The sequence below is a fragment of the Paracoccus sp. (in: a-proteobacteria) genome (assembly GCF_046462195.1).
Lineage (GTDB): Bacteria > Pseudomonadota > Alphaproteobacteria > Rhodobacterales > Rhodobacteraceae > Paracoccus.
This window is the reverse complement of record NZ_JBKGUN010000206.1, coordinates 1-24944: the sequence shown is the minus strand read 5'-3', so window position 1 is coordinate 24944 and position 24944 is coordinate 1. Positions and strand designations below refer to the sequence as shown.

Here is a 24944-nt window from a genome sequence, read left to right as displayed (position 1 = left end):
GCCCGACAGCACGGCTTCGACACCACCGACCCGAACGTGCGCCTGGAATGCCTGGCTGTCTTTCAGTTCGGGGAACCCGGCGAGGACGGTGATGCAGCCGCCAAATCCTTTCTGGCCAACCGGCTCCTGACGAATGGGCAGACGGTTTCCGGGCTGATTTCCCGTTTCGCGGGTGCTTATGCGGCACGGCTGACGACCAAGCTGGGCGCGCAGGCGGTTCCGGTGCTGGGTGCAGCCACGGGGGCGGCCATCAACTATGCCTTTGTCGATTATTACGAACGCGTGGCGCAAGTCCACTTCCGCCTGCTGCGCCTGGCCGAAGAACATCCCGACATGGACATCGACGCGGAATATGCCGCGGCCCTCAGCCGCGCCCGCCGTTCCCCCCGGGGATTGGCCGCGCGGCTGCGGCGCGATCAGAAAGGCACGTCATCCCCGCCATCCGCGGGCTGAACATAGGCGGCCTTGATGTTCTTGAAGCCGCCTTCGAACTGGACGGTCAACGTGTCCTCGGCAATGCCCATGATCTGACCTTCGCCGAACTTGGCATGAGTCACGCGGTCACCCACGGTGAAGCGTGCCGCGGGCGCCGCATTGATCGTGATGGGCGCGCGGTGCACCGGCCCCCGCCGCTCGCTTGCGCGTTCCTGCATGCGCTTCCAGCCGGGCGAGTTGTACACGTCGGCCTTGGCCACCCGCTCGTCCATGCGGGTCGTTCCGGCCGAGGCCATCGCCGCCCCGTATCCGCCGCCGTAAAGTCCTGGCGGCGTCAGCACCTCCACATGCTCTTCGGGCAGTTCGTCGACAAATCGTGACGGCAGGGCACTTTGCCATTGCCCATAGAGTCGCCGGTTGCCGGCAAAGCTGATGGTTGCCAGACGTTCGGCCCGGGTGATGCCGACATAGGCCAGGCGGCGCTCCTCCTCGAGGCCCTTGGTGCCGTTTTCATCCATCGCGCGCTGGTTGGGAAACAGGCCGTCCTCCCATCCCGGCAGAAACACGACCGGAAATTCCAGCCCCTTGGCGCCGTGCAGGGTCATGATGCTGACCTGTTCGGCCTGATCACCGTCGTCGCGATCCATGACCAGCGCCACATGCTCCAGAAAACCCTGAAGGTTCTCGAATTCCTCCAAAGCCTTCACAAGTTCCTTGAGGTTGTCCAGCCGCCCCGGCGCATCGGGCGACTTGTCGTTCTGCCACATGGCCGTATAGCCGGATTCGTCCAGCAGGCGTTCAGCCAGGGCGATATGGCCGCTGCCCGCGAGCACGTCGCCATGGCTGCGCCCGATCAGCGACACGAAGGCGCGCAGGTTGGCCGCGCCCTTGCCGCCCAGGTGCCCTTCGTCGACGACGATCTTGGCCCCTTCCAGCAGGCTCACGCCATTCTGCCGTGCCGCCACCTGGATCGTCTGCAGCGCCTTGTCTCCCAAACCGCGCTTCGGCGTGTTCACGATCCGCTCGAAGGCCAAATCATCTTCGGGTGACACAACCAAGCGGAAATAGGCCATCGCGTCACGGATTTCCTGACGCTCGTAAAAGCGCGGGCCGCCGATCACGCGATAAGGCAACCCGATGGTCATGAAACGGTCCTCGAATGCCCGCATCTGATGCGAGGCACGAACCAGAATGGCGATGTCATTCAGGCTGACACGGCCGATGCTTGCACGGTGTCCGCCTTGGAACGCCTCGATCTCCTCTCCGATCCAGCGCGCCTCGGCCTCGCTGTCCCAATGACCGATCAGGCGCACCTTTTCGCCCTCTTCGGCATCGGTCCACAGCGTCTTGCCCAGCCGCCCGCGATTTGCGGCGATCAGCCGGGACGCCGCACCCAGTATCTGCGGGGTCGACCGATAGTTCTGCTCCAGCCGGATCACCTCGGCGCCCGGAAAATCCTTTTCAAAGCGCAGGATGTTGCCCACCTCGGCGCCACGCCAGCCATAGATGGACTGGTCGTCGTCACCCACGCAACAGATGTTCCGATGCGCCTGTGCCAGAAGCCGCAGCCACATGTACTGGGCGACGTTCGTATCCTGGTATTCGTCCACCAGGATATAACGGAACCGCTCCTGCCATTGCCGCAGCACATCCGGATGCGCCTGAAACAGGGTGACGCAATGCATCAGCAGGTCACCGAAATCGACCGCGTTCAGCGTCAGCAACCGGTCCTGATAGGCCGCATAAAGCTTGCCGCCATAACTGTCGAAGGCCTCGCCTTCGCCGCGTGGCAGGTTTGCGGGCGTCAGGCAGCGGTTTTTCCAGCCGTCGATCAGATGGGCCAGCTGGCGGGCGGGCCAGCGCTTTTCGTCAATGTTTTCGGCCGCGATCAGCTGCTTGAGCAGGCGGATCTGGTCGTCCGTGTCCAGGATCGTGAAGCTGGGTTTGAGATGCAGACCATCGCGACCGATCAGTTCCGCATGCCGCCGCAGGATCTTGACGCTGATCGAATGGAAGGTGCCCAGCCAAGGCATCCCTTCCACCGCGTCGCCCAACAGCCGGGCGATCCGGTCCTTCATCTCGCGCGCAGCCTTGTTGGTGAAGGTCACTGCCAGCAACTGCCCCGGCCGCGCCTTGCCCAGCATCAGCAGATGCGCGATGCGCGTCGTCAGAGCCCGCGTCTTGCCGGTTCCCGCGCCGGCCAGCATCAGCACCGGGCCGTCCAGCGTCTCGACAGCCGCGCGCTGTGCCGCGTTCAGCCCGTCAAGGTAAGGTGCAGGCCGCGCGGCCACGGCTCTTTGCGACAAGGGCACAGCGGCCCGATCGTCGGAATCGTCAAAATGCTCCATGCGTCCCAACATAAGCGTTCGTCATGCGCAAGGAAAGCGCACGTTCACGTTTGGTTCTAAAGTCTGAAAAACAAACCCTGCGCTTTTGTTTCAGACCAACGGCAGTTGGAAGGCATGAGCCCTCGTCCTTGGCTGACAGGATGGTCAGGCGCGCAGCGCCGCAAATGTCGCCGGATCGAGAGAGCTTTGCGCAAAGGTCGGCCCGCTGGTCAGCAGGCTGACCGCGTCATGCGAATGCAGCGACTCCTGATGGCTGGCCACGACCCGGAAATCGCCGATCCGCGGGTCCGCCTGCAGTTGCGCGGCAAAGGCACGCACCGCATCCTCCACAAAGATCGGGTTGGCGGCGTTCAGTTCGGCAAAGGCTTGTTCGTCCTCGCGCTTGACCATCACCTGCGTTTCGGTCGGAACGGCGCGGCGGCACAGCTCGATCACATCCTCGAACCACAAGCGTTCCGGCCCTTCCATCACCATCGAGATCCGCGCGACCGAGCGTTGCGAATGCGGCGTGGCAAGACGGCCGCGCGTTTCCCGCGCATGTTCGGACAGTTCCAGAGAACAGGGGCAAGTCGAGGAATAAACGTAATCCACGTGCATCACCCGCAGCCGGCTGCCCTGCCGTTCGATCACCTCTTGCGCAATATCGTAATATTGCCAGCCCGACAGTCCCGACCGCAGCGAGTCGACCTTCATCGGATAGCTGAAGCGCATCTGGATCCTCGCATCCAATGCATCCAGGTGGGATTTGTAATCCTCCAGCGCCGCTTCCATCACGGACAGGCTGAACTCATGTTCTGAATGCCCGTAAAAGGACCGCATGATGCGGGACATGTTGATGCCCTTGCGGTCCGCCTCAAGGCTGACGGTCCCGGTCACGCTGGTTTCCAGCGTGATCTGGCCGCCGTCGCGGGTCAGATAGCGGATCGGAAGGCGAAAGTTCGAGATGCCGACATGCTGGATCGGGGCGCGGGCGCCCACGATCAGGCTGGCCGGTCCGTTCTGCAGGTCCGGCAAGCCATCCTTGTAAGCCTCGTCAACGCGGAAATCTGCATCGTACTTGCGGATCAGCGCGGGATAGGCAGGGGTCAGGGGACGAATTTCGGTCATGGTCGCTCCGGCTCGGACGCCGCTGATATAGCTGGCCCTGATGCGAATGTCAGCCCGGGATGCGTCCCCTTGTGTGCGGGTTGCGACCCGTGAGGCCTCAGTCCGCCAGCGCGGTTAGCAGATCGGCGGTCAGATCGCCCGCATCCTCCAGGCCGACCGACAGCCGCAGCAGGCCCGGCGTGATCCCCAGATGGGCCTTGTCGGCATCCGACAGGCGCTGGTGGGTGGTGGTTGCAGGATGGGTCACGATCGACTTGGCATCGCCCAGGTTGTTCGAGATCTTGATGATCTCCAACCTGTCCAGCAGACTGAAGGCCGGCTCCTTTCCGCCCTTCACGTCAAAGGCGATCATCGTGCCGCCAGAACCCATCTGCCGCATGGCCAGATCGTGCTGCGGATGATCAGAAAGGCCCGGATAGATCACGCGGTCGAGCGCGGGATGGCCATGCAGCGCCGCGGCAATGGACGCGGCCGCATCGGCCTGTGCCCGCACGCGCAGGTCCATCGTCTGCAACCCGTTCAGCATGATCCACGCATGGAACGGGCTGATCGCGCCGCCCGTGTGCTTCAGATAAGGCTCGGCCACCTCTCGCACGAAGTGCCGCGTGCCGCAGATGACACCGGCCAGCGCGCGACCGCCGCCGTCGATATGCTTGGTTGCCGAATAAACGACCACGTCGGCCCCCTGCTCGACGGCCTTGGAAAAGACCGGCGTGGCGAAGACGTTGTCCACCACAACCGTCGCACCGGCCGCATGGGCCAGATCGGCCACGGCCTTCAAGTCGATCACCTCCAGCGTCGGGTTCGAAACGCTTTCGAAAAAGACAGCGCGCGTGCCGGGCCGGACGGCGGCGGCCCATTGGTCAAGATCGGTACCGTCGACATAGGTCACCTCGACCCCGAATCGCGCCAACAGGTCCAGCACGTAGAGGCAGGAACCGAAAAGGGCGCGGGCGGCGACGACATGGTCACCCGGCTTGCACATCGCGAACATCGCACCGTTGACTGCAGCCATGCCGCTGGCCGTGGCAAAGGCGTCTTCGGTCCCCTCCAGCGCGGCAATCCGGTCCTCGAACATGCGGCTGGTCGGGTTGCCATAGCGGGCATAGATGAACTCGTCGGGGCCGGTGCCCTGAAAGCGCGCTTCCGCCTGCTGAGCGCTGTCATAAACAAAGCCCTGAGTCAGAAAGATCGCTTCGGCCATTTCGCCGTACTGGCTGCGACGGCTGCCGTGATGCACGGCCTGCGTGCGGGGGTGAAACTTCTTGTCGGACGAAACGCTCATGCTGACTGCCTTTCGATGCTTCCTGCGGGGTAATCCCCAGCGCGTGCTTTCGCAAGGGTCAGGCGTCCGACAGCGCCGTTGTGTCGGGTTACTGACATATAGCGCAAGATTGCATTTAATCTTGAACTCTCAAGGTAGTAGCAACCTGACCTGTCGTTTTGTACAATTGAAAAACGAAAGGCGACTGGATAGAACAGAGATACGGCTGCAGCAGCTTCCGAAACCTCGTGCGGCAAAGGCAGTCGGTCAACAGTGTCAGCGGGTCCAGCCACTGGCGGTCAAAAAATGCGGGCGCAGCAGAAAGCTTCGTTCAGTTCATGTTACCAGTTTTCCGCGTCTTGCGGGTCAGTCTTTCTGCAAGTTCAGGTTCTGCGACAAGTTTTTACCAGTTAGAATTTTAAATCGTTTTCTGCAGAACAGTCATATGCTGGGGACAGCGCGAGCTGTCCCCGGTTTTTCATGGCGCAGGACCCGAATGGCCCTGCGCCGTTGCCCTTACAGATAGTCGCCGCGCTGCAGCCCGTACTTCGCCATCTTCTCGTTCAAGGTGCGGCGCGGCAGGCACAGTTCCTCCATGACGCTGGCGATGCTGCCCTTGTGGCGGCGCATGGTGTTGTCGATCAGCATCTTCTCGAAGCTTTCGACATATTCCTTCAGCGGCTTGCCTTCGGTCGTGGTGGCCTGCTGGTTGTCCTCGCCATCGGCCATCAGCAGCGAGGCGATCGAGCCCGATCCCCGCCGGTTCTGCAGCACCGCCCGTTCCGACACGTTGATCAGCTGGCGGATGTTTCCCGGCCATGGCGCCTGCAGCAGCTGCGCCGCCTCCTGCGCGCTGACCTGCGGAGGTTCGCAACCGTATTCCTCGGAAAACTGCTCGGTCATGCGGGCGAACAGCGACAGGATATCCTCGCCCCGCGCACGCAGCGGCGGCAGCGTGATCTTCAGCGCGGACAGGCGATAGAACAGGTCGGGGCGCAACGAATCCTCGGCCCTGCGCCCTTCGCCACGCGCATTCGAGATGGCGATGATCCGGGTCTCGGCAGGGGTACCCTGTTCGCTGATGAAGGCCAGCAACCGCGCCTGCAGGGGCTCGGACAGGGCCTCGATATCCTCGAGGCAGAGCGTGCCGCCCCTCGCCTCCTCGACGGCGGGCAGACCATCCTCCAGGGGGCCGAAAAGGCGGGCGGCCAGCGTCTCGTCGTTGTATGCGGCGCAGGACACCGGCACGAACTTCTTCGACGCCCGCGGTCCGACCGCATGCAGCGCATGGGCGACCAGCGTCTTGCCGGTACCTGTTTCACCGTCGATCAGGACATGCCCGTCGGCCTGACCCAGATCGAGGATATCCTCGCGCAAACGCTCCATCACGGGGCTGGCGCCGATCAGCTTGGACATGACCTGCTGACCTTCCGACAGGTCCCGGCGCAGCGCGCGGTTGTCCAGCGTCATGCGCCGCATCTGCGTGGCCTTCTTGGCCAACTGGGTCATGCGGTCCGGGTTGAAGGGCTTTTCCATGAAGTCCATGGCCCCGATCCGCATCGCCTCGACCGCCATGGGCACATCGCCATGACCGGTGATCATGATGACCGGCAGACCCGAATCCAGACCCATCAGCCGCTTGAGGAAGGCCATGCCATCCATGCCGGGCATCCGGATGTCGCTGACCACCACGCCGGGCCAATCAGGACCGATGACCTTCAGCGCTTCTTCCGCGCTGGCAAAGGCCTCGGTCTCGAAGCCGGACAGGACCAGCCACTGGCTGATCGATTCCCGCATGTCCGGTTCGTCATCCACAATCGCGATCTTCAGCTTGCGGGACATTTTCTGATCCTCTCGTCATTCTTCATTCGGCGGCCATCGACTGGCGCGGCTGGCCGGGGCGATGCAGGGGCAATTCGACCCGGAAGACGGCGCCGCCCTCGAGTTCGTTATGCGCCGTCAGGCGGCCACCGAAATCGGCCACGATCGTGGACGAGATCGCCAGCCCCAGCCCGGTGCCCTCACCAGGCTTCTTGGTCGTCCAGAAGGGTTCAAACAGCTTTTCCAGGTCCGAAACACCCGGTCCGTTATCGCGAACGGACACATAGGCGTGAGCCCCGGTCTCGACGGTGATTTCGATCGCCGCCTCGCGGCGCTCACGGACGGCATCGACCGCATTGCGCAGCAGGTTGATCAGCACCTGCTCCAACCGGATCCGGTCCGCCAAGACCATCACCCGGTCCCGCGGGACCGAACGGATGATGCGAATGGTACGAGAGCGCAGTTGTGGCTCCATCATGGTCAGGGCGCTGCTGACAGCGGCACGCAGATCGACCGGCTCGACAGCCTCGCCGCCTTTTCGGGCATAGGATTTCAGCTGTCGGGTGATGGCGCCCATGCGATCGATCAGGTCATCAATGCGCTGAAAGCTGGACAGCGCCTCTTCGGGGCGGGCCCGCTGCAGCAGCAGGCGCGCCCCGGCCAGATAGGTTTTCATCGCAGCCAGAGGCTGGTTCAACTCGTGGCTGACACCGGCCGACATCTCGCCCAAGGCGGCCAGCTTGGAGGATTGCTGCATCGTCTGCTCGGCCACGCGCAGTTCCTTCTGCACGCGCTCCCGCTCGGCGATCTCGCGCGTCAGGCGGGCGTTCAACGCGCGCAGGTCGGCTGATTCGCGCATATAGGCCTGCGACTGCATCCGGGCCCGCCGCGACAGCAGCCAGAAAGCCCCCGCAAGCAGGATCGCGAAGCCCATGATCTGCAATGCCAGGATGGCGTTCACCCGCTCGCGCACGCTGCTGTAGGCGGTAAAACTGATCATCCGCCAGCCCCGGAACGGAACCCGCGCCTCGGACTGCATCACCGCGCGGCCCTGCACATAAGCATCGGCCGGGGACGAGGTCCAATCGGCGGTCACTTGGAAGGCACGCTGGATTGCCGAAGGAGCGGATCTGACACTCAGGGCTTCGGTCACCGTCAATCCGCGCCACAGCGGCTCGGTCGACAGAATGATCTGCCCTTCGCTGTCCGTGACGGCCACCGCGTCGGAAATCCCGGCCCAGGACCGCTCGAGCCGGGTCAGGTCGGCGCCGACGACAATGACGCCAAGGGTCCGGCCTTCTGACAGGATGGCCCGTGAATAGGAAAACTCGTGGGCGCCGGAAGGCGCCTCTGCCACGGTGAAGACCGTGTCGCGCGACCGCAAGGCCTCGACAAAGGCGGGGGTGGCGACGCTGTTGGTGCCAAGCTGGTAACGGTCGGTCGAGCCCACGACCCGTCCCGACGCATCCAGAAGCCGGATCCAGGCTGCTCCGATCTCTTTCTGCGCAGTCATCAGACGCGCGGAAGTGGTCGAGAAGTCGTTCCCGTTCAACGCGTTGATCAAGGCAGGATCGCGGGCCAGCAGCAGCGGCACGACCGAATTGCGCTGCAGTTCGGACAACAGGTTGCCCGTGTACAGTGCCAACCGCAGTTCGGCCCGCACCCGCGTGTTTTCCGAAAAGCGGTCCGTCAACCAGGCGTTCGTGGTCCAGATCGTTCCAAGAGCCGTCAGAAAGATCAGGACAACAGTGGCGCGCAGCCACCACGGATTGAACAGCAGCGTCCCCCTGACGCGCCGCCGATCCGCCCTGCCCTCGATATCCTCGTCACCGTCCAATCACGGGTCCGCCCACTGGATTTGCCCATCGCAATCTAGAGCGAACGCCGTCCCGGCTCAAGTCAGGCATGCGCGAGGGCATCGACAAGCCCTCGGAACAGGGCCGCGCCATCCGTTCCGCCCGTTGCCGGATCAGTCGCGCGTTCGGGATGAGGCATCATGCCCAGAACCCGGCGGTTTTCCGAAAGCACACCCGCGATGTCGCCGACCGAGCCATTGATCCCCGGTCCATAAGTAAAGGCGATGCGGTCCTGATCCTTCAGGCGAGCCAATCCCTCGTCCTCGATCTGGTAGTTCCCGTCATGATGGGCCACCGGAACGCTGATCATTTGCCCAGCCTTGTAGCCCGTGGTGAAGGCACTGTCGGATGTCGCGACCCGCAGTGCGGCGGGCTTGCACAGGAATGTCAGCCCCGTGTTGCGCATCAGGGCGCCGGGCAGCAGGCCCAGTTCGGTCAGGACCTGAAACCCGTTGCAGATGCCTAGGACATAGCCGCCCCGCGCCGCATGCGCCTTGAGCGCAGCCGAAATGGGCGACTGGGCCGCAATGGCGCCACAGCGCAGGTAGTCCCCAAAGGAAAACCCTCCCGGAACGGCCACGAGATCCAATCCTTCGGGCAGGGACTGGTCCTTGTGCCAGACCCGGGTCACCCGGGCCCCGGCCTGTTCCAGCGCAACCGCCAGGTCACGATCGCAATTCGATCCGGGGAAGGTAACGACGGCGGCTTTCATCGCGATGCTCCTGGCTGGGGATGGCATGGCACATAGCGCAGGTTCGGCCCCAAAGAAAGGGGGGGCGCTGCCGCAGCCGCCGCAAAGGGCCTTTCAAGAAAAAGGGCCGGGCAGATGCCCGGCCCTCTGGTGCCGCAAGAAGCGGCTCAGTTCAGCGCCTTGTTCAGGTACTCGTCCACCTTCTCCAGGTAGCCCATCGTGGTCAGCCACTTCTGGTCCGGACCGACCAGCAGCGCCAGATCCTTGGTCATGTGGCCATCCTCGACCGCCTGCACGGTGACCTGTTCCAAGGTCTGGGCAAAGTTCAGCAGGGCCGCGTTGTCGTCCAGCTTGGCACGGTGCTTGAGGCCCCCTGTCCAAGCAAAGATCGACGCGATCGAGTTGGTCGAGGTCGCGTTGCCCTTCTGGTGCTCGCGGTAATGGCGCGTCACGGTACCGTGGGCGGCTTCCGATTCCACGATCTTCCCGTCCGGCGTCATCAGGACAGAGGTCATCAGGCCCAGCGAGCCAAAGCCCTGCGCAACAGTGTCCGACTGCACGTCGCCGTCATAGTTCTTGCAGGCCCAGACATAGCCGCCCGACCATTTCATCGCCGAGGCGACCATGTCATCGATCAGGCGGTGCTCGTAATGGATGCCGGCCTTCTTGAACTGGTCCTCGAACTCGGCCTCGTAAACTTCCTGGAAGATGTCCTTGAAGCGGCCGTCATAGGCCTTGAGGATGGTGTTCTTGGTCGACAGATAGACCGGGTAGCCGCGCGACAGGCCATAGTTCATCGACGCGCGCGCAAAGTCGCGGATCGAGTCGTCTAGGTTGTACATCGCCATGGTCACGCCCGAGGACGGGGCGTTGAAGACCTCGTGCTCGATCGTCTCGCCGTCGTCGCCGACGAACTTGATCGTCAGCTTGCCCTTGCCGGGGAAACGGAAGTCGGTGGCGCGATACTGGTCGCCGAACGCATGGCGGCCGACGATGATCGGCTGCGTCCAGCCCGGAACCAGCCGCGGGACGTTCTTTGCAATGATCGGCTCGCGGAAGATCACGCCGCCCAGGATGTTCCGGATCGTGCCGTTCGGGCTGCGCCACATCTTCTTCAGGCCGAATTCCTCGACCCGCGCCTCGTCCGGAGTGATGGTGGCGCATTTGACGCCCACGCCGTACTGCTTGATGGCCTCGGCCGCGTCCACGGTGATCTGGTCGTCGGTGCGATCACGCTCCTCGATCCCCAGATCGTAATACTTCAGATCCACATCCAGATAGGGCAGGATCAGTTTCTGCTTGATGAAATCCCAGATGATGCGCGTCATCTCGTCGCCGTCGAGCTCGACGACGGGATTGGCGACCTTGATCTTTGACATGTGACACCCCCTCAGGCGTTGGATTGGCTTCGCCGGACGCTATAGCGTCAATCGCACCGGATGCAAAGTTTGTATGCAATGGCATGCCGAATTTCGAATATCGGCGCGACATAAAGACAAAGGCTCCGGGACAATACCCGGAGCCTGAAGTTCTGTTCCCGAGAAAGAATTAGCTGGCCAGCCCGGCTTCTTGACAGTCGGCCAAGGTAATGGCCTGCAGATTGACCAGACCCACATTGTCATCGGCATCGGCATTGCCCGTCTGCGGCTGGGGGTCCGTCGGCGCCGGAGTGGCTGCGACATCGGCCAGCTCGCCCTCGGGCAGATTGTCCTCGGCCTCGATGTTGCCCGAGTTGCCGTCGACCTCCTCAGTCGCCGACATGTCCATCGCCTGCTCTTCCGGCACATTGTCCTCGGCGTCCACATTGCCGGAGTTGGCATGTGTCTCAGTCGCACTTGTCGGTGCTTGTCCTGCCAGCATGGCGCAATGCTCGGTCACCGAAGGCAGCGAGCCCTGGTTCACTTCCTGACCGCCGACCATGGTCTGGCCGAATGCGGCAGAGCTCAGCGACAGAACGGCAGCGGCGGTAAGGGCGATCGGCGATGTAAGGGCCTTGTAGGTCATGTCGAACCTCCTGGGGTTTCGCGTGATTCACATATGCCGGGACAACACGTCAGCCGCAGGGTTGTTCCCCCGAGGACCCGTACCGACAGGGATTGGCCCCCGTCCTCATGCGAAATGTGATCGCAGGCGCTCCTCCAGCCAAGCCCACAGAGCGGGGGCTCCGCGCTCGACCTTGACCCCCACCCGGGTCACGACATGGTCGAATGTCACTTGGTACTCACGCCATCCGGCGCCACCGGAACAAAGGTTCTGTATGGCCGGCTGGCACCGGTCCAGCGCCTTGGCAAAGATCGCATCCGCCGTTTCGGCTGCCTCGAACTCTGTCCACAAGGCCAGCAGCTCCGAGGCCTGCGCCGTGGGCAGCAGGCCAAAGATCCGGCGTGCCGCGGCTGCTTCGGCCTCCTGCACGGCGGCCGATCCATGCGCCTGCCCCGCCGCCGAATGCAGCGGAACGTCCCCCACATCGATTTCGACCAGATCATGGATCAGCAGCATCCGGATGACACGCCCCAGAGACACATCCGCCCCTGCGCAGTTGCCCAGTGCCAGCGCATAAAGGGCCAGGTGCCAGCTGTGCTCGGCACTGTTTTCGCGCCGCGATCCGTCAATCAGCGTGTTTGCGCGCTGCACTGTCTTGAGCCCATCCGCCTCGGCCAGAAAGGCCAGCCGACGACCCAGATCGTCCTGCGGCATCGCACCGCCCGCCAGCAGGGTTCTGGCGGCCCCCACGGCCTCGGGCCATTCCGCTGTCAGGCGCGCAGCACGCCCGCGCGCCAGATTGTCCTGCACGATCACCACATGATCGGGCAGCGGCTCCCTTGCCTGCAGGACCTGGAACAGCGGCTGAACATGATCCATGCGCTTGGCCATGACCGCATCCGGTGTCGCCGACGCCTCGAACTCGGTCCAAAGGGCAGCCATCGCGGGACCGTCGGGTATCAGGCCAAAGATGCGGCGCGCGGCCTCGGCCTCGGCCAATGCCAAGGCGGCCGCATTATGGTTCAGGTGGATCGGCTGATCGCCGGTGTCGATCTCGACCAGATCATGCAGCAGAAGCATCGCGATGGCCCGGTCGCTGGCTCCGAAGACCATGGCGTACAGGGCCACATGCCAGCTGTGCTCGGCGCTGTTCTCGGGGCGCGACAGATCCATCAGCACGTTGGAACGGGTGACGGACTTCAACCGGTCCGCTTCGCAAAGAAACGCGATCCGCCTGTCTATTTCGGAAAGGGTTTTCATGGGAGGGCCGCATCATACTGGGTCCGGGGCGCGCGCCACGCACCCCGGAGCGTTTCGTTCAGCGCGTGCTCTCGGTCAGGCGCCGGCGGACATAGGTTTGCACCAGGTTGATCATCGGCTTCATATGCGCCTCGTCGTCGCGGAAGAAGTGATCCGCGCCCTCGATCTCTTCATGCGTGATCGTGATGCCCTTCTGCTCGCGCAGCTTCGAAACCAGCGTGTTCGTGTCCTTGGGCGGCGCCACGCGGTCGGCCGTGCCGTTCACGATCAGACCCGAAGAAGGACACGGTGCCAGAAAGCTGAAGTCATACATGTTCGCCGGGGGCGCCACGCTGATGAAGCCGGTGATTTCGGGGCGCCGCATCAGAAGCTGCATCCCGATCCAGGCGCCAAAGCTGAAGCCCGCGACCCAGCAATGCTTGGAATTCGGGTTCATCGCCTGCAGGTAATCCAGCGCGGATGCGGCATCCGACAATTCGCCGATGCCCTGGTCGAACTCTCCCTGGCTGCGACCCACGCCCCGGAAGTTGAAACGCATCACCGTGAAGCCCATCTTGTGGAACGCGTAATGCAGGTTATAGACGACCCGGTTGTTCATCGTCCCGCCATATTGCGGATGCGGATGCAGCACGATGGCGATGGGGGCGTCGGGCTTGCCGGGCTGGGGATGATAGCGGCCTTCGAGGCGGCCTTCGGGGCCGGGGAAAATCAGCTCTGGCATGGTTGTCCTTCACAGGGCTTGTCGGGTTTCTTGACGCGTGCGCGCGTGGCTTCTAGACGGAATATCTGGGCAGCCGGCGCCAGCTTGGCAAGAAACATGCTGGCCGGGCATAACGCGCGATGACGCCGCCCGTCAATGCAAGGCAAGGGTCTGCGATGCGGATCGGGGAGGACGGGCCATGAAATTGTCCACAAAGGGCCGCTATGCGATCATCGCACTGGTGGATCTCGCCATCGCCAAGGGGGATGACCTGACCTCGCTGGCCGAAATCTCGAAACGGCAGGACATCTCCCTGCCCTATCTGGAACAGCTGTTCGTGCGGCTGAGGCGCGCGGGGCTGGTGAGCTCGGTGCGCGGTCCGGGGGGAGGTTATCGTCTGGCACGGACGCCCGAAACCATCCGCGTGGCCGAGATTCTGGAAGCCGTGGACGAGACGGTCAGCGCCATGCATATCGGCGCGGGCGCTTCGGGCGGGATCTCCGGCTCGCGGGCGCAGACGCTGTCGAACCGGTTGTGGGAAAGCCTGTCGGCGCATGTTTATGTCTTCCTGCACAACCACACCCTGGCCGACGTGGCGCGCAACCAGCTTCTGCCCTGTCCCGCCCTGCCCAAGATCCTCAGCGTCGTTGACGAATAAGGATCGTCAGGCGTCCGCCAGCAGATCGCGGACTCGGTTTTGCGGGACGGCGCGCCGCCGGGACCGATAGACCGGCCGCTCGATTGGCAGGGGGTGGCCAGCCATCGCGGAAATCAACGCGCCCTCCAGCGCCGGGTTTGCAAGCTTCAGCGCGTCATGGGGTTTTCCGTTGCGGCGCAGCAGCCCTCGCGTCGATCCCCAGATGCGGCAGGGCTTGGGCGACCTCGGCCCGGAACGGCGGGTCCTGCCCGTCATCGCGCGCCGTCACCTTGCCCCGCAACTCGGCCAAGGCATGGCGCGAGCGCGAGCAGGTCGACCTGTGCCAGATCCCACAGGTTGCCATGGGCACCTCCCTTGCCGGAAACGGGTGCTAGCGCGCGGCGTCGGGGATGGGAAGCGCACTGGTGGCCTTGATCTCCTCCATCGACAGAAGTGCGGTGACGTTGTGGATCTTCACCTCCCCGATCAGCGACTGGTAGAAGCGGTCATAGGCGCGCGCATTCCGCACCTGCACCTTGAGGATGTAGTCGATGTCGCCTGCCAGCCGGTGCGCCTCGACCACCTCGGGCCGCTCGCGCAGCGCCTTCAGAAAGCGGGCGGCCCAGTCCTTGTCATGTTCGCTGGTGCGGATCAGCACAAAGAAACAGGCCTCGAGCCCCAACGCGTCCGGATCCAGGATCGCGACCTGGCGGCGGATCACCCCGGCCTCGCGCAGCTTGCGGATGCGGTTCCAGACAGGCGTCTTGGACGCGCCCACCCGTTCGGCGATCTGGTCCAGCGACAGGCTGGCGTCCTGTTGCAGCAAGGACAGGATTTTGCGATCCACCTCGTCCAGCCGGACAGATGTTTGTCCTGTCGCCATATCGGCGGGAACGGGTTCCTGCATCACTTGCTCCTTGCTCAGATTATCCTTATTTCGCCTGACCACTCGTCAGAATCCAGAACGAAATTCTATATTGAGTGTATCAAGAACGAGGTCCGCAGACATGAGCAAAGCCTTTACCCCGACCGCCGCCAGACCGGGTGTCATCACCGCCAACGATCTGCGTGAAGGCCATAACGTCTGGATGTGCGGCGACGGCTGGACGGCCGACCCCCGGCAGGCCACCGTTTTCGAGGACGAGGCGATTGCCGAACTGGCGCTGCTGCAGGCCATCGGCCAGGCGGATCTGGTCGTCGGCCCTTATCTGGTCGAGGCAAGACGCGGCCCCGATGGCCCCGAGCCCACGCATTTCCGCGAAGCCTTCCGCCAGCGCGGACCCTCGAACTATTTCCACGGCATCCAGGTCGATCGGCAAGCCGAAACCCCCAAGACGGAAACCGCTCATGTTTGATGTCCGCCCTGTCGAGACCGATTACGTACGCCACCGTGCGGCCCAGTTCCGCGCCCAGGTCGAACGACGCCTGGACGGCAGCCTGACGGAAGAAGAATTCCGCCCCCTGCGCCTGATGAACGGTGTTTATCTGCAGTTGCACGCCTACATGCTGCGGGTGGCAATCCCTTACGGCACGATCAGCCCCGACCAGATGCGCACGCTGGCCCTGCTGGCCCAGAAATGGGACAAGGGCTATGGCCATTTCACCACGCGTCAGAACATCCAGTACAACTGGCCCAAGCTGGTGGACATTCCGGACATGCTTGATGCGCTGGCCGAAGTCGGCATGCATGCCATCCAGACCAGCGGCAACACGATCCGCAACGTGACCACCGACGCCTTTGCAGGCGCGGCCTTTGACGAGGTTGCGGACCCTCGCCCCTATGCCGAACTGCTGCGCAGCTGGTCCACCGACCATGCCGAGTTCCAGTTCCTGCCGCGCAAGTTCAAGATCGCCATTTCCAGCGGCAAGAAGGATCGTGCCGTCATCGCCGCCCATGACATCGGCCTGCGCCTGGTCGAGCGTGACGGCAAGACCGGTTTCGAGGTCTGGATCGGCGGCGGCCTGGGTCGCACGCCCCTGCTGGGCCAGGTGGTCCGCGACTTCCTGCCCGAGGAAGACCTGCTGCCCTATGTCGAGGCGATCATCGCGACCTACAACCTGTCGGGCCGCCGCGACAACAAGTACAAGGCACGCATCAAGATCACCGTGATGGAGCGCGGTCTGGACACCATGCGCGCCGAGATCGAGGAAGAGTTCAAGGCACGCCGCCGCGACTTCCACGGAGCGGACCGGGATGCCCTGTCGGTGTTCAAGGACCGCTTCCGCGCGCCCTCGTTCCGCAATGCACCCGTGGATGGCTATGAGGCCGAGCGTGCCGCGAATGCCCCCTTCCGCAGCTGGACGGACACGAACCTGCATTCCCACCGCATCGACGGCTATGCCAGTGTCATCGTGACGCTGAAGGCACCAGGCCAGACACCGGGCGATGCCAGTGCGGAACAGATGCGCCTGCTGGCCGATCTGGCCGAGCGTTACGGCCATCACGACCTGCGGATCATGCACGACCAGAACGTGGCCCTGCCGCATGTCCACAAATCCGATTTGCCCGCGCTCTATGCCGCCTTGCGCGAGGCCAATCTCGCCACCGCCAATGCCGGTCTGACCAGCGACATCATCGCCTGCCCCGGCATGGACTATTGCGCCTTGGCCACCGCCCGCTCGATCCCCATTGCCGAGGAAATCGCCGACCACTTCCGCGCGGTCGGGCTGGAGGAGGAGATCGGCAACCTGAACATCCGCATCTCGGGCTGCATCAATGCCTGCGGTCATCACCACCTGGGCCATATCGGCATTCTGGGCCTGGACCGTGCGGGCGTCGAGAATTACCAGATCACGCTGGGCGGCGATGCCTATGACATCCCGGCCATTGGCGAGCGTGCAGGTGCGGGCTTTCCGGCCGAAGAGGTCGTTCCCGCCATCGACCGCTTGCTGCGCGCCTATCTGGAAGTCCGCGAGGACGCGTCCGAACGCTTCATCGATGCCTACCGCCGCCTTGGCCCCGCGCCTTTCAAGGCCGCGCTCTATCCGGCCCCTGCCCATGCTTGACGGCAACCTCGACACGCGCGCGGAGCGGTTGAACGACCGCTATCGCCACCATGCAGCCATCGAGGTGCTGCGTCGGGCGGTCAGCGACCCCGATCTGGGCCAGGTGGCGCTGGTGTCGTCCTTTGGCGCGGAATCCGTCGTGCTGCTGCACATGGTCAGCAAGGTGGCGGCCGGCCTGCCGGTGCTGTTCATCGACACGCAGATGCTGTTTCCGGAAACGATGGCCTATCAGCGCGAGGTCTCCGTCAGGCTGGGCCTGACCAATGTCCAGGTCATCACGGCCAGCGAGGACGAGGTCGCGGCCCACGATCCGGACGGCAAGCTGCACAAGGCGAACCCCGACGCTTGCTGCGATTTTCGCAAGACGGTGCCGCTGGAGCGCGTGCTGTCGGGCTATGACGCCTGGATCACCGGCCGCAAGCGATTCCAGAACGGCCAGCGCGCCGCGCTGGAGTTTTTCGAGCCCGAGCCGCCCGCGCGCCTGCGCGTGAACCCCTTGGCCCATTGGCGCCCCGAGGACGTGCAGGACTACATGATCGAGAACAACCTGCCCCGGCATCCGCTGGTGGCGCAGGGATACCCCTCGATCGGCTGCGCGCCCTGCACCTCGCCGGTCGCACCGGGCGAGGATCCCCGCTCGGGCCGCTGGCGCGGGCAGGACAAGTCCGAATGCGGCATCCACTTCATCGGCGGGCGTATGGTCCGCGGAAAGGTTTCGGCATGAGCACCGACCCCCAGATCGCCACACAGCCCGTCCTGGCCCGCGACGACGGCTTTCATCCCGTCACCGACGAACCCTCGATTACGCTGGCGCCCGACACCGCCCTGGCCACCCTGCAGGAGCACATGGACCTGCCGCTGGTCGCCATCGACTTTCCGTCCTTCAGCGACGGGCGCGGCTTTTCGCTGGCCCGCCGGTTGCGGGAACTGGGCTACAAGGGCCGCCTGCGCGCCACCGGCCGCCTGATCGCGGACCAATACGCCATGGCCCGCCGCGTGGGCTTTGACGAGGTTCAGGTCGCCGCCGACATCGCGGCGCGCCAGCCCGAAGATCAGTGGCGCGCCCGCGCCGACTGGAAGGACTGGGACCATCGGGCGCAGCTTGTGGGCTGACCCTTTCGCCTGCCCGCCCTATCGACTAGAAGACCGAGGATTATTCCCATGACGCTGGACATGCCCGTGACCGAGGCCGCCAAGAAGACTCTTCCCGACGCCCAGACCGTGACCGCGGTCAAGCACTGGAGCGACAGCCTGTTCTCGTTCCGCGTGACGCGGCCAGCCTCGCTGCGCTTCCGCTCGGGCGAATTCGTGATGATCGGCCTGCCGGGCGACAACGGCAAGCCGATCCTGCGCGCTTATTCCATCGCCTCTCCCAACTGGGACGATGAACTGGAATTCTATTCGATCAAGGTCCAGGACGGCCCGCTGACTTCGCGCCTGCAGCACATCAAGCCGGGTGACGAGATCATCCTGCGCCCCAAGCCTGTGGGCACGCTGGTCCTCGACGCGCTGCTGCCCGGCAAGCGGCTGTGGTTCCTGGCCACCGGCACCGGCCTCGCGCCCTTTGCCAGCCTGATGCGCGACCCCGAAACCTATGAGCGTTTCGAACAGGTCATCATGATGCATACCTGCCGGACCGCCGAGGAACTGGTCTATGGCGCCGAACTGGTCGACAACCTGCGCCACGACCCCCTTCTGGGTGAGATCTACGGCGAGGATTTCGCCAAGCGGCTGATGTATTACCCCACCACCACGCGAGAGCCGTCGCCCTTCATGGGTCGGATCACCGATAACCTGTCTTCGGGTAAGGTGCTGACCGATCTGAACCTGCCCCCGATTTCCCCTGAAACCGACCGTGCGATGATCTGCGGCAGCTTGGCCTTCAACGTGGATGTGAAAGCCGTGTTGGAAGGCATGGGCCTGCACGAAGGGGCAAATTCCGAACCTCGTGAGTTTGTTGTCGAGAAAGCGTTCGTGGGCGAGGGCGTCTGATCCGCTCGTTCTGCGTATCGATTAACGGGATGAAAGGGGGCAGGTTTCTGCCCCCTTTCTCATGGCAGCCCCCTGCCAATTAACCTTGATGCCCAGATCACGAAGCGGTCACGCCCTTTTGGGGAACCGCCGGGTTCCACTCCTGTTATTTTGCCAAGAAGATCAGACGATCACGCATAAAGGAGTGTCCCATGCGCCGGATCATCCACAACACGACTGCGCTGGCGGCCTGTTTGTCGCTGTTGGCCCCGCAACTGGCCACCGCACAGCCGACGCTTCCCGCCCGATGGGGTGGAGACCTGTCCCCTCGGCCACTGCTGCTGGCGCAGGCCGAAACCCCTGCTGCCGACCCCCTGCTGCAACCCCAGACAGACACCCAGACTGAAACGCCAGAAGCGGACGCACAACCGGCGCAGGAAGACCCTGACGCAGAAGCAGCCGTCAGCGACCTCGAAGCCGCGTTGGCCGCCGAGGAGGCCGCCTCCGAAAGCGAGAGCGAAGGCGACGGCAATGCCGCTGGCGACGCGGCCCCCGACGATGCCGAGGCGGTCGAAGCCGATCCCGCGACCGAAGCCGAGGACGCTTCGGCTGCAACCGAAGAAGGCGGTGCCGACCCTGTTGATGAGCCCGCTGCCGCAAACGGCGAGACGGCACCCGAAGCCGAGGCGGAGGCAGCACCACAGGCTGAGGTGGAGACCGAAACAGAGGTGGAGGCAGCATCCGAGGAGGCAGCACCAGAGACCGCAACCCCTGCGAAGGCGCCGGAGGCCGGACAGGATGGGGCCGCCGTGGAAGCTCCTCTCGCCGCGCAAAGTAAAGCAGAGCCGGAGGCTGCGTCGGCTGAACCTGCGGCCGATGATGTCGCCGCGACACCAGACGCTTCCGCCGCTCCGCAAGCGCAGGCTGACACACAGGCCCCTACGGCCGGCGCAGGTCAGGCTGAACCCGAACAAGAGCTGCAAAGTCTGGAAGAAGCCTTGGGCGGCGCCATGGAGCAAAACGCCCCGGACGCCGTGGAAGCACAGGCTCAGACCGACGCCACTGCCCAAGCCTCTTCCAATGGTTCGGTAAGCTTGGCACGCGGCGACACCCAGCAGACGCGTGCGGGTGAGATGCCGGGTCTGGCCAATGTGCTGAACGAGGAGGTTTCCGGAGGCTTGACGGCGGAATCACTGACCTGCCTGTCGGGTGGCAGCTTCCCTTGCGCCGATGGCGGTCGCGCCATGACGCCGCGTGGCGTGGTGGTCGAACCGAACGGCGCGGGTGAATTGCGTCTGGCGCCGGTCGAGGCACAGATGAACCGCGTGACCCGTTCGGGCGAGATCGTCCAGCGTGCGGCCGAGGAAGATACGCAGGAAACCGAAGCCTCCCGCGAGGCCGCAGAGGCGGCTACGCCCGCCAATGCCGCCGCGCTGGAGGCCGAGGAAGGTTCCGGCGAGGTGACGGAACAACAGATCACCGAAGAGAACACACGCTCCTCGTCAGAGGACTTTGCCACCAATCTTCGTGATGCCCTGGCCGGTGCAACCGGACAAACGCAGCAGGCACAGGAGAACACCGGTGGTAGCGACAACAACAACCTGAGCCGCGCCCTGTTGCTGGGTCTGGGCGCCGTGGCCGTCGGCTCCTACCTCAACAACAACCGTCAGGTGGCGCTCAGCACGCCGGACCGCGTGGTGGTCACCCGTCCGGACGGAAGCCAGGAGATCATCAAGGACGAGGTCGCGCTGCTGCGCCAGCCCGGCTCGACCGTGACCACCGAGAACTTCGACGATGGCTCGTCGCGCACCATCGTGACGCGTCAGGACGGCAGCCGGGTCGTGACGATCCGTGACGCCAACCTGCAGGTCCTGCGGCGCACGCTTGTTTCTGCAGACGGCACCACGACACGCCTCATCGACGAATCGGTGGACGTGCAGCCCGTCGATCTGGCGCAACTGCCCGAACCCGCGCCGGTCCAGTCCTCCACCACTGCGCTGGACGAAGACGCCCTGCGCGCAGCCCTGCAGCGCGAGGCTGATGTGGATCGCCGCTTCACCCTGTCCCAGATCCGCAACATTCCGGAAGTCCGCGCCCTTGTGGCACCGGTCAATATCGATGCGATCACCTTTGACACCGGATCCGCGGCGATCCGTCCGGATCAGGCGCAGGGGCTGCAGTCCCTGGGCCGGGTCATCCAGGACGCCATCGCCCGGAATCCGCAAGAGATCTTCATGATCGAAGGCCACACCGACACCGTGGGTGCCGACGCCTACAATCTGGCTTTGTCTGATCGCCGTGCGGAGTCGGTCGCCCTTGCCCTGACCGAGTATTTCGACGTCCCGCCGGAAAACATGGTCACGCAAGGCTATGGCGAACGCTTCCTGCGCGTGCGGTCCGAAGGCGACATCCGCGAAAACCGCCGCGCCTCGGTCCGCCGCATCACAGACCTGCTGGCGCAGTAAAGCTGCCTGAAATGCGAGAGGCCCCGGCAATGCCGGGGCCTTTTTCGGTTTCACGGCACCGCGAGCTTAGTGCGCGGCCACGTGACGTCCTTCGTCGGGCATCCCGGCGTCGGGGGCATCCGCAGCCAGAAAGCCGCCTGATTGCCGCCGCCACAGCCGGGCATAAAGCCCGCCGCGCGACAACAGCTGGTCATGAGTACCCTGCTCCACGATACGGCCACGATCCATCACGACCAGCCTGTCCATCGCCGCGATGGTGGACAAGCGGTGCGCGATGGCGATGACTGTCTTGCCCCGCATCAGCACCTCCAGCCGCGACTGGATCGCCGCCTCGACCTCGCTGTCGAGGGCGCTGGTCGCCTCGTCCAGCACAAGGATCGGTGCGTCCTTCAAAGCGACCCGCGCGATGGCAATGCGCTGGCGCTGGCCACCTGACAGCTTAACTCCACGCTCGCCCACATGGGCATCGAGACCGCGGCGGCCTTGGCTGTCCGACAGATCCGGCACAAAGCCGTCGGCCTCGGCCATCTGCAGGGCGTCGGCAATCTGGTCTTCGGACGCATCGGGACGGCCATAGGCGATATTCTCTCGCACCGACCGGTGCAGCAGGGAACTGTCCTGCGTCACCACACCGATGGCAGCCCGCAGACTGTCCTGCGTCACCCCCGAGATATCCTGGCCATCAATGGTGATGCGCCCGCCCTCGATGTCGTGAAAGCGCAGCAACAGGTTGATCAGGGTGGACTTGCCCGCCCCCGAACGGCCGACCAGCCCCACCCGCTCGCCCGGCCGCAGATGCAGGGTCAGATCGTCGAGCACGGCCATGGGCTGCGCCCCTTCCATCCCGCCATAGCGAAAGGTCACGTTGTCGAACCTGATCTCGGCCGGGCCCGGATGCAGCGGTACGGCCTGCGGGTGGTCGCGCACCTCCCGTGGCAGGGCAAGGCTGGTGATACCGTCACGGACCGTGCCGATATTTTCGAACAAGGCGGCAAATTCCCACATGATCCAGTGCGCCATGTTGTTCAGGCGCATCGCCAATGGCACCGCGATGGCCACGGCGCCCACGGCGATCTGGTCCTGCGACCAAAGCCACAAACCCAGCCCCGCCACCGAGGCGACCAGCAGGACGTTGATCAGGTTCAGCGTGATGTCCTGGATGCTGGACAGCCGCATCTGCTGGTGAACCGTGACAAGGAAACGGTCCATGCCGTCACGCATCCACCGTTCCTCACGATCGGAATGCGAAAACAGCTTGACCGTCGCGATGTTGGTGTAGCTGTCCACGATCCGCCCGGTCATGCCGCTGCGCGCATCGGCCTGTGCCTGCGCAACGCGGCCAAGACGCGGCACGATCTGCCACAGCATGACGCCATAGGCCATCGCCCAGACTAGGAAGGGCATCGCCAGCCGCCAGTCCTGGCTGGCCGCCAGGATCATCGCCCCCAGGAAATAGATCAGCACATAGCTGCCCACATCCATGATCTTCATCGCGACCTCGCGCACGGCCAGCGCCGTCTGCATCAGGCGCTGCGCAATGCGTCCCGCAAATTCGTCCTGAAAATATCCCACGGACTGGCGCAGAAGATAGCGATGGGCCTGCCAACGAATGCGCTGGGGAAAGTTTCCCATCAGCGACTGGTGCAGGATCAATGTGCTGATCAGATTCAGCAGCGGCATGACGATCACAAGCGTCACGGCCATGAACGCGATGCGCCTGCCCTCCTGCTGCCAGAACACCTGGGCGGGCGTGTCGCCCAGACGGTCGATCAATTCGCCCAGCCAGCCGAACAGCATCACCTCGATCACGGCAATCGATCCGGAGCCAAGGGCCAGCAGCACCAGCCACGGCAACGCACCGCGGCTGTAGTGCAGAACAAAGCGCCACAATGACCGCGGCGGCATGGACGGCACCTGATCGGGATAAGGGTCGATGCGTCGTTCGAACCAGGCGAACATGGGTCGGCCTTCCTGCTTGGGAACGGGATCGTGAGAGCCGAGTGCTCGCCCGCCCCCTGGCCAGAGTCAAGCCGAAGCGTATCTTTGTCGCGGAGGCGGAACGGACCGGAGGGTTTCACGTTGACAGGCAGCACCATGAAAGCCCCAAGGAAAGGCGCAGACATGACCATCAACTCTCTCAAAGATCTTTACATCGACCAGCTGAAGGACCTGTATTCGGCTTGCAAGCAGTCGATGCCCGTCGTGACGGAAATGGGCCGCATGGCCAAGTCGCGCGAACTGGCCGAAGCGCTGATTGCTGGAAATCAGGGCATCTCGCGCGGGATGGACACCTTGGCCACGCTTTGCAACGAGCACGGTGAAGACCCGACTGGCGAACACTGCAAGGGTATGGAAGGTCTGGTGACCGAAGCCCGTAAGCATGCGCTGGAAACGGATTTCGGCGATGACGACACCCGGGATGCGGCCATCATTACCCAGTACCAGCGCCTGACGCATTACGCGATCGCAGGCTATGGCTGCGTGCGCACCTTTGCCAACCGCCTTGGGCTGGACGGCGACGGATCGGTTCTGCAGGACTGCCTTGATCACACCCGTGACGGCGACATCCACATGACGCGTATCGCCGAGGGCGGCGTCAATGCCGCTGCCGCAGAACAAGGCTGAAAAGCCGCCTCTTATGGGAAAGGCCCGGCAAGAACACTGCCGGGCCTTTGCCTGTTCCGTCACACCTGTCGTCAACGTGTACGCTGACAGCCTGCCACGCCGAGACCCTTGACGCTACCTGTAGCGCCCCCCGCGCTGAAGTACCTCTATCTCGTACCCGTCAGGGTCCTTGATGAAGAAGAAGCGCGCGATCTTCTCTCCCGCCGGTGCGAAATCGACCAGCCTTCGCGGTGAAAGCCCTTCCAATTCTAAGCGCGCATGCAGAGCATCAAGATCGTCAACGGAAAAGGCCACATGGCCATAGCCGTCTCCGATATCGTATGGCTCTGTCCGGCCCTTGTTGACCGTCAGCTCCAACTCCGTTTCGCTCTCCTTGTTGGACAGGTACAGGAGAGTGAAGGTTTCGAAATCCAGCCGTTCCGCGACATTCAGTCCGAAGCAGTTACGGTAGAACTCCACCGAGCGCGCCTCGTCCAGCACACGGATCATCGAATGGATATACTTGGCCATGAAACCTCCTTGTCTGTCATTTCAATGCGTCCTTTGCACGGGACGTGGCAGTTGGCGCAATCCTGAGGTCGCATCTTGCGTCCTGTGTCGCTGCAGGATTTCTTGTCCAGCGCCCTTTCCGTGCTTGTCATGACGCCCTTTCGAGAGGCTGGCAGCCATGAAAAAGGCCGCCCCTTGGGGCGGCCTCTTGTAGCATGGGGCGGCTGAACGGCACGGGGCCGTCCGGGCCGCGATCACTCGAGGATCTTGGACACGACGCCGGCGC

The 24944-nt window shown here is 63.8% G+C and carries 23 protein-coding genes; 9 read left to right on the top strand and 14 right to left on the bottom strand.

What is annotated here, in order from left to right:
• Positions 1-453, top strand: a 453-nt coding sequence (locus tag ACLHHB_RS12795; RefSeq protein ID WP_410218664.1) for an EcsC family protein, incomplete at its 5' end; no start/stop codon positions are given.
• On the opposite strand, the gene ACLHHB_RS12790 is transcribed toward ACLHHB_RS12795, so the two are convergent.
• The 10 genes from ACLHHB_RS12790 to ACLHHB_RS12745 form a co-directional block, all read right to left on the bottom strand.
• A complete protein-coding gene (locus ACLHHB_RS12790; protein ID WP_410218666.1) occupies positions 417-2783 on the bottom strand; it encodes an ATP-dependent helicase in 2367 nt (788 codons plus the stop codon). The genes ACLHHB_RS12795 and ACLHHB_RS12790 overlap by 37 nt on opposite strands.
• 144 nt (positions 2784-2927) lie before the next feature.
• Entirely contained in the window at positions 2928-3890 is a 963-nt protein-coding gene (gene folE2 / locus ACLHHB_RS12785) for a GTP cyclohydrolase FolE2 (RefSeq protein WP_410218663.1), read from the bottom strand.
• A gap of 97 nt (positions 3891-3987) precedes the next feature.
• Positions 3988-5175 carry an O-succinylhomoserine sulfhydrylase gene (gene metZ, locus ACLHHB_RS12780; RefSeq protein WP_410218662.1) on the bottom strand — a complete coding sequence of 396 codons (1188 nt, stop codon included), beginning with the start codon at positions 5173-5175 and terminating at the stop codon, positions 3988-3990.
• A 495-nt stretch (positions 5176-5670) separates the two neighbouring features.
• Positions 5671-6996 (bottom strand): sigma-54-dependent transcriptional regulator, encoded by a 1326-nt coding sequence (locus tag ACLHHB_RS12775; protein WP_410218661.1) that lies wholly within the window; start codon positions 6994-6996, stop codon positions 5671-5673.
• 22 nt (positions 6997-7018) lie between these two features.
• Entirely contained in the window at positions 7019-8755 is a 1737-nt protein-coding gene (locus tag ACLHHB_RS12770; protein ID WP_410218665.1) for an ATP-binding protein, read from the bottom strand.
• A gap of 119 nt (positions 8756-8874) precedes the next feature.
• A complete protein-coding gene (gene purQ, locus ACLHHB_RS12765) occupies positions 8875-9543 on the bottom strand; it encodes a phosphoribosylformylglycinamidine synthase subunit PurQ (RefSeq protein ID WP_410218660.1) in 669 nt (222 codons plus the stop codon).
• Between the two features lie 146 nt (positions 9544-9689).
• Positions 9690-10901, bottom strand: coding sequence for an NADP-dependent isocitrate dehydrogenase (locus tag ACLHHB_RS12760; protein ID WP_410218659.1), 1212 nt, complete (start codon positions 10899-10901; stop codon positions 9690-9692).
• 169 nt (positions 10902-11070) lie between these two features.
• Positions 11071-11526: a hypothetical protein gene (locus tag ACLHHB_RS12755; RefSeq protein ID WP_410218658.1), complete on the bottom strand. Its 456-nt coding sequence runs from the start codon at positions 11524-11526 to the stop codon at positions 11071-11073.
• A 105-nt stretch (positions 11527-11631) separates the two neighbouring features.
• The gene (locus tag ACLHHB_RS12750) at positions 11632-12765 is read right to left on the bottom strand and encodes an HD domain-containing protein (RefSeq protein ID WP_410218657.1); all 1134 of its coding nucleotides are present in this window, start codon (positions 12763-12765) and stop codon (positions 11632-11634) included.
• A 58-nt stretch (positions 12766-12823) separates the two neighbouring features.
• On the bottom strand, positions 12824-13486 hold the full coding sequence (locus ACLHHB_RS12745) for an alpha/beta hydrolase (protein ID WP_410218656.1): 663 nt from the start codon (positions 13484-13486) through the stop codon (positions 12824-12826).
• A gap of 178 nt (positions 13487-13664) precedes the next feature.
• Between ACLHHB_RS12745 and ACLHHB_RS12740 the strand changes: the two genes are divergently transcribed.
• Positions 13665-14123 carry an Rrf2 family transcriptional regulator gene (locus ACLHHB_RS12740; RefSeq protein ID WP_410218655.1) on the top strand — a complete coding sequence of 153 codons (459 nt, stop codon included), beginning with the start codon at positions 13665-13667 and terminating at the stop codon, positions 14121-14123.
• A gap of 154 nt (positions 14124-14277) precedes the next feature.
• On the opposite strand, the gene ACLHHB_RS12735 is transcribed toward ACLHHB_RS12740, so the two are convergent.
• The gene (locus tag ACLHHB_RS12735) at positions 14278-14466 is read right to left on the bottom strand and encodes a hypothetical protein (RefSeq protein WP_410218654.1); all 189 of its coding nucleotides are present in this window, start codon (positions 14464-14466) and stop codon (positions 14278-14280) included.
• 27 nt (positions 14467-14493) lie between these two features.
• A complete protein-coding gene (locus tag ACLHHB_RS12730) occupies positions 14494-15009 on the bottom strand; it encodes an Lrp/AsnC family transcriptional regulator (protein WP_410218653.1) in 516 nt (171 codons plus the stop codon).
• Between the two features lie 100 nt (positions 15010-15109).
• On the opposite strand from ACLHHB_RS12730, the gene ACLHHB_RS12725 reads away from it, so the two are divergent.
• The 6 genes from ACLHHB_RS12725 to ACLHHB_RS12700 all read left to right on the top strand — a co-directional run bounded on the left by ACLHHB_RS12725 (position 15110) and on the right by ACLHHB_RS12700 (position 21544).
• Positions 15110-15457, top strand: a complete 348-nt coding sequence (locus ACLHHB_RS12725; protein WP_410218652.1) for a DUF2849 domain-containing protein — start codon at positions 15110-15112, stop codon at positions 15455-15457.
• Complete coding sequence (locus ACLHHB_RS12720; RefSeq protein ID WP_410218651.1) at positions 15450-17108, top strand: nitrite/sulfite reductase; 1659 nt, start codon at positions 15450-15452, stop codon at positions 17106-17108. The genes ACLHHB_RS12725 and ACLHHB_RS12720 overlap by 8 nt, the downstream gene beginning before the upstream one ends.
• Positions 17101-17832: a phosphoadenylyl-sulfate reductase gene (locus tag ACLHHB_RS12715; RefSeq protein ID WP_410218650.1), complete on the top strand. Its 732-nt coding sequence runs from the start codon at positions 17101-17103 to the stop codon at positions 17830-17832. The genes ACLHHB_RS12720 and ACLHHB_RS12715 overlap by 8 nt, the downstream gene beginning before the upstream one ends.
• Positions 17829-18221 carry a DUF934 domain-containing protein gene (locus ACLHHB_RS12710; RefSeq protein WP_410218649.1) on the top strand — a complete coding sequence of 131 codons (393 nt, stop codon included), beginning with the start codon at positions 17829-17831 and terminating at the stop codon, positions 18219-18221. Before ACLHHB_RS12715 ends, ACLHHB_RS12710 begins: the two co-directional genes overlap by 4 nt.
• A gap of 48 nt (positions 18222-18269) precedes the next feature.
• The gene (locus ACLHHB_RS12705) at positions 18270-19100 is read left to right on the top strand and encodes a ferredoxin--NADP reductase (RefSeq protein WP_410218648.1); all 831 of its coding nucleotides are present in this window, start codon (positions 18270-18272) and stop codon (positions 19098-19100) included.
• Between the two features lie 191 nt (positions 19101-19291).
• Entirely contained in the window at positions 19292-21544 is a 2253-nt protein-coding gene (locus ACLHHB_RS12700) for an OmpA family protein (protein ID WP_410218647.1), read from the top strand.
• Between the two features lie 66 nt (positions 21545-21610).
• Here the strand turns inward: ACLHHB_RS12700 and ACLHHB_RS12695 are convergent, their stop codons facing one another.
• Positions 21611-23503 (bottom strand): ABC transporter ATP-binding protein, encoded by a 1893-nt coding sequence (locus ACLHHB_RS12695; RefSeq protein WP_410218646.1) that lies wholly within the window; start codon positions 23501-23503, stop codon positions 21611-21613.
• Between the two features lie 162 nt (positions 23504-23665).
• On the opposite strand from ACLHHB_RS12695, the gene ACLHHB_RS12690 reads away from it, so the two are divergent.
• Positions 23666-24169 carry a ferritin-like domain-containing protein gene (locus tag ACLHHB_RS12690; protein ID WP_410218645.1) on the top strand — a complete coding sequence of 168 codons (504 nt, stop codon included), beginning with the start codon at positions 23666-23668 and terminating at the stop codon, positions 24167-24169.
• Positions 24170-24283: 114 nt separating this feature from the next.
• On the opposite strand, the gene ACLHHB_RS12685 is transcribed toward ACLHHB_RS12690, so the two are convergent.
• Positions 24284-24679 carry a VOC family protein gene (locus ACLHHB_RS12685; protein ID WP_410218644.1) on the bottom strand — a complete coding sequence of 132 codons (396 nt, stop codon included), beginning with the start codon at positions 24677-24679 and terminating at the stop codon, positions 24284-24286.
• Between the last annotated feature and the right edge of the window lie 265 nt (positions 24680-24944).

Bases quoted from the DNA above. Each gene is read 5' to 3' on its own strand.
- ACLHHB_RS12710 (WP_410218649.1), top strand. From the start codon at position 17,829: ATGAGCACCGACCCCCAGATCGCCACACAGCCCGTCCTGGCCCGCGAC.
- folE2 (WP_410218663.1), bottom strand. From the start codon at position 3,890: ATGACCGAAATTCGTCCCCTGACCCCTGCCTATCCCGCGCTGATCCGC.
- ACLHHB_RS12730 (WP_410218653.1), bottom strand. From the start codon at position 15,009: ATGCAGGAACCCGTTCCCGCCGATATGGCGACAGGACAAACATCTGTC.
- ACLHHB_RS12755 (WP_410218658.1), bottom strand. From the start codon at position 11,526: ATGACCTACAAGGCCCTTACATCGCCGATCGCCCTTACCGCCGCTGCC.
- ACLHHB_RS12725 (WP_410218652.1), top strand. From the start codon at position 15,110: ATGAGCAAAGCCTTTACCCCGACCGCCGCCAGACCGGGTGTCATCACC.
- ACLHHB_RS12720 (WP_410218651.1), top strand. From the start codon at position 15,450: ATGTTTGATGTCCGCCCTGTCGAGACCGATTACGTACGCCACCGTGCG.
- ACLHHB_RS12745 (WP_410218656.1), bottom strand. From the start codon at position 13,486: ATGCCAGAGCTGATTTTCCCCGGCCCCGAAGGCCGCCTCGAAGGCCGC.
- metZ (WP_410218662.1), bottom strand. From the start codon at position 5,175: ATGAGCGTTTCGTCCGACAAGAAGTTTCACCCCCGCACGCAGGCCGTG.
- ACLHHB_RS12705 (WP_410218648.1), top strand. From the start codon at position 18,270: ATGACGCTGGACATGCCCGTGACCGAGGCCGCCAAGAAGACTCTTCCC.
- ACLHHB_RS12775 (WP_410218661.1), bottom strand. From the start codon at position 6,996: ATGTCCCGCAAGCTGAAGATCGCGATTGTGGATGACGAACCGGACATG.
- ACLHHB_RS12700 (WP_410218647.1), top strand. From the start codon at position 19,292: ATGCGCCGGATCATCCACAACACGACTGCGCTGGCGGCCTGTTTGTCG.
- ACLHHB_RS12790 (WP_410218666.1), bottom strand. From the start codon at position 2,783: ATGGAGCATTTTGACGATTCCGACGATCGGGCCGCTGTGCCCTTGTCG.
- ACLHHB_RS12685 (WP_410218644.1), bottom strand. From the start codon at position 24,679: ATGGCCAAGTATATCCATTCGATGATCCGTGTGCTGGACGAGGCGCGC.
- ACLHHB_RS12740 (WP_410218655.1), top strand. From the start codon at position 13,665: ATGAAATTGTCCACAAAGGGCCGCTATGCGATCATCGCACTGGTGGAT.
- ACLHHB_RS12760 (WP_410218659.1), bottom strand. From the start codon at position 10,901: ATGTCAAAGATCAAGGTCGCCAATCCCGTCGTCGAGCTCGACGGCGAC.
- purQ (WP_410218660.1), bottom strand. From the start codon at position 9,543: ATGAAAGCCGCCGTCGTTACCTTCCCCGGATCGAATTGCGATCGTGAC.
- ACLHHB_RS12750 (WP_410218657.1), bottom strand. From the start codon at position 12,765: ATGAAAACCCTTTCCGAAATAGACAGGCGGATCGCGTTTCTTTGCGAA.
- ACLHHB_RS12735 (WP_410218654.1), bottom strand. From the start codon at position 14,466: ATGGCAACCTGTGGGATCTGGCACAGGTCGACCTGCTCGCGCTCGCGC.
- ACLHHB_RS12690 (WP_410218645.1), top strand. From the start codon at position 23,666: ATGACCATCAACTCTCTCAAAGATCTTTACATCGACCAGCTGAAGGAC.
- ACLHHB_RS12695 (WP_410218646.1), bottom strand. From the start codon at position 23,503: ATGTTCGCCTGGTTCGAACGACGCATCGACCCTTATCCCGATCAGGTG.
- ACLHHB_RS12715 (WP_410218650.1), top strand. From the start codon at position 17,101: ATGCTTGACGGCAACCTCGACACGCGCGCGGAGCGGTTGAACGACCGC.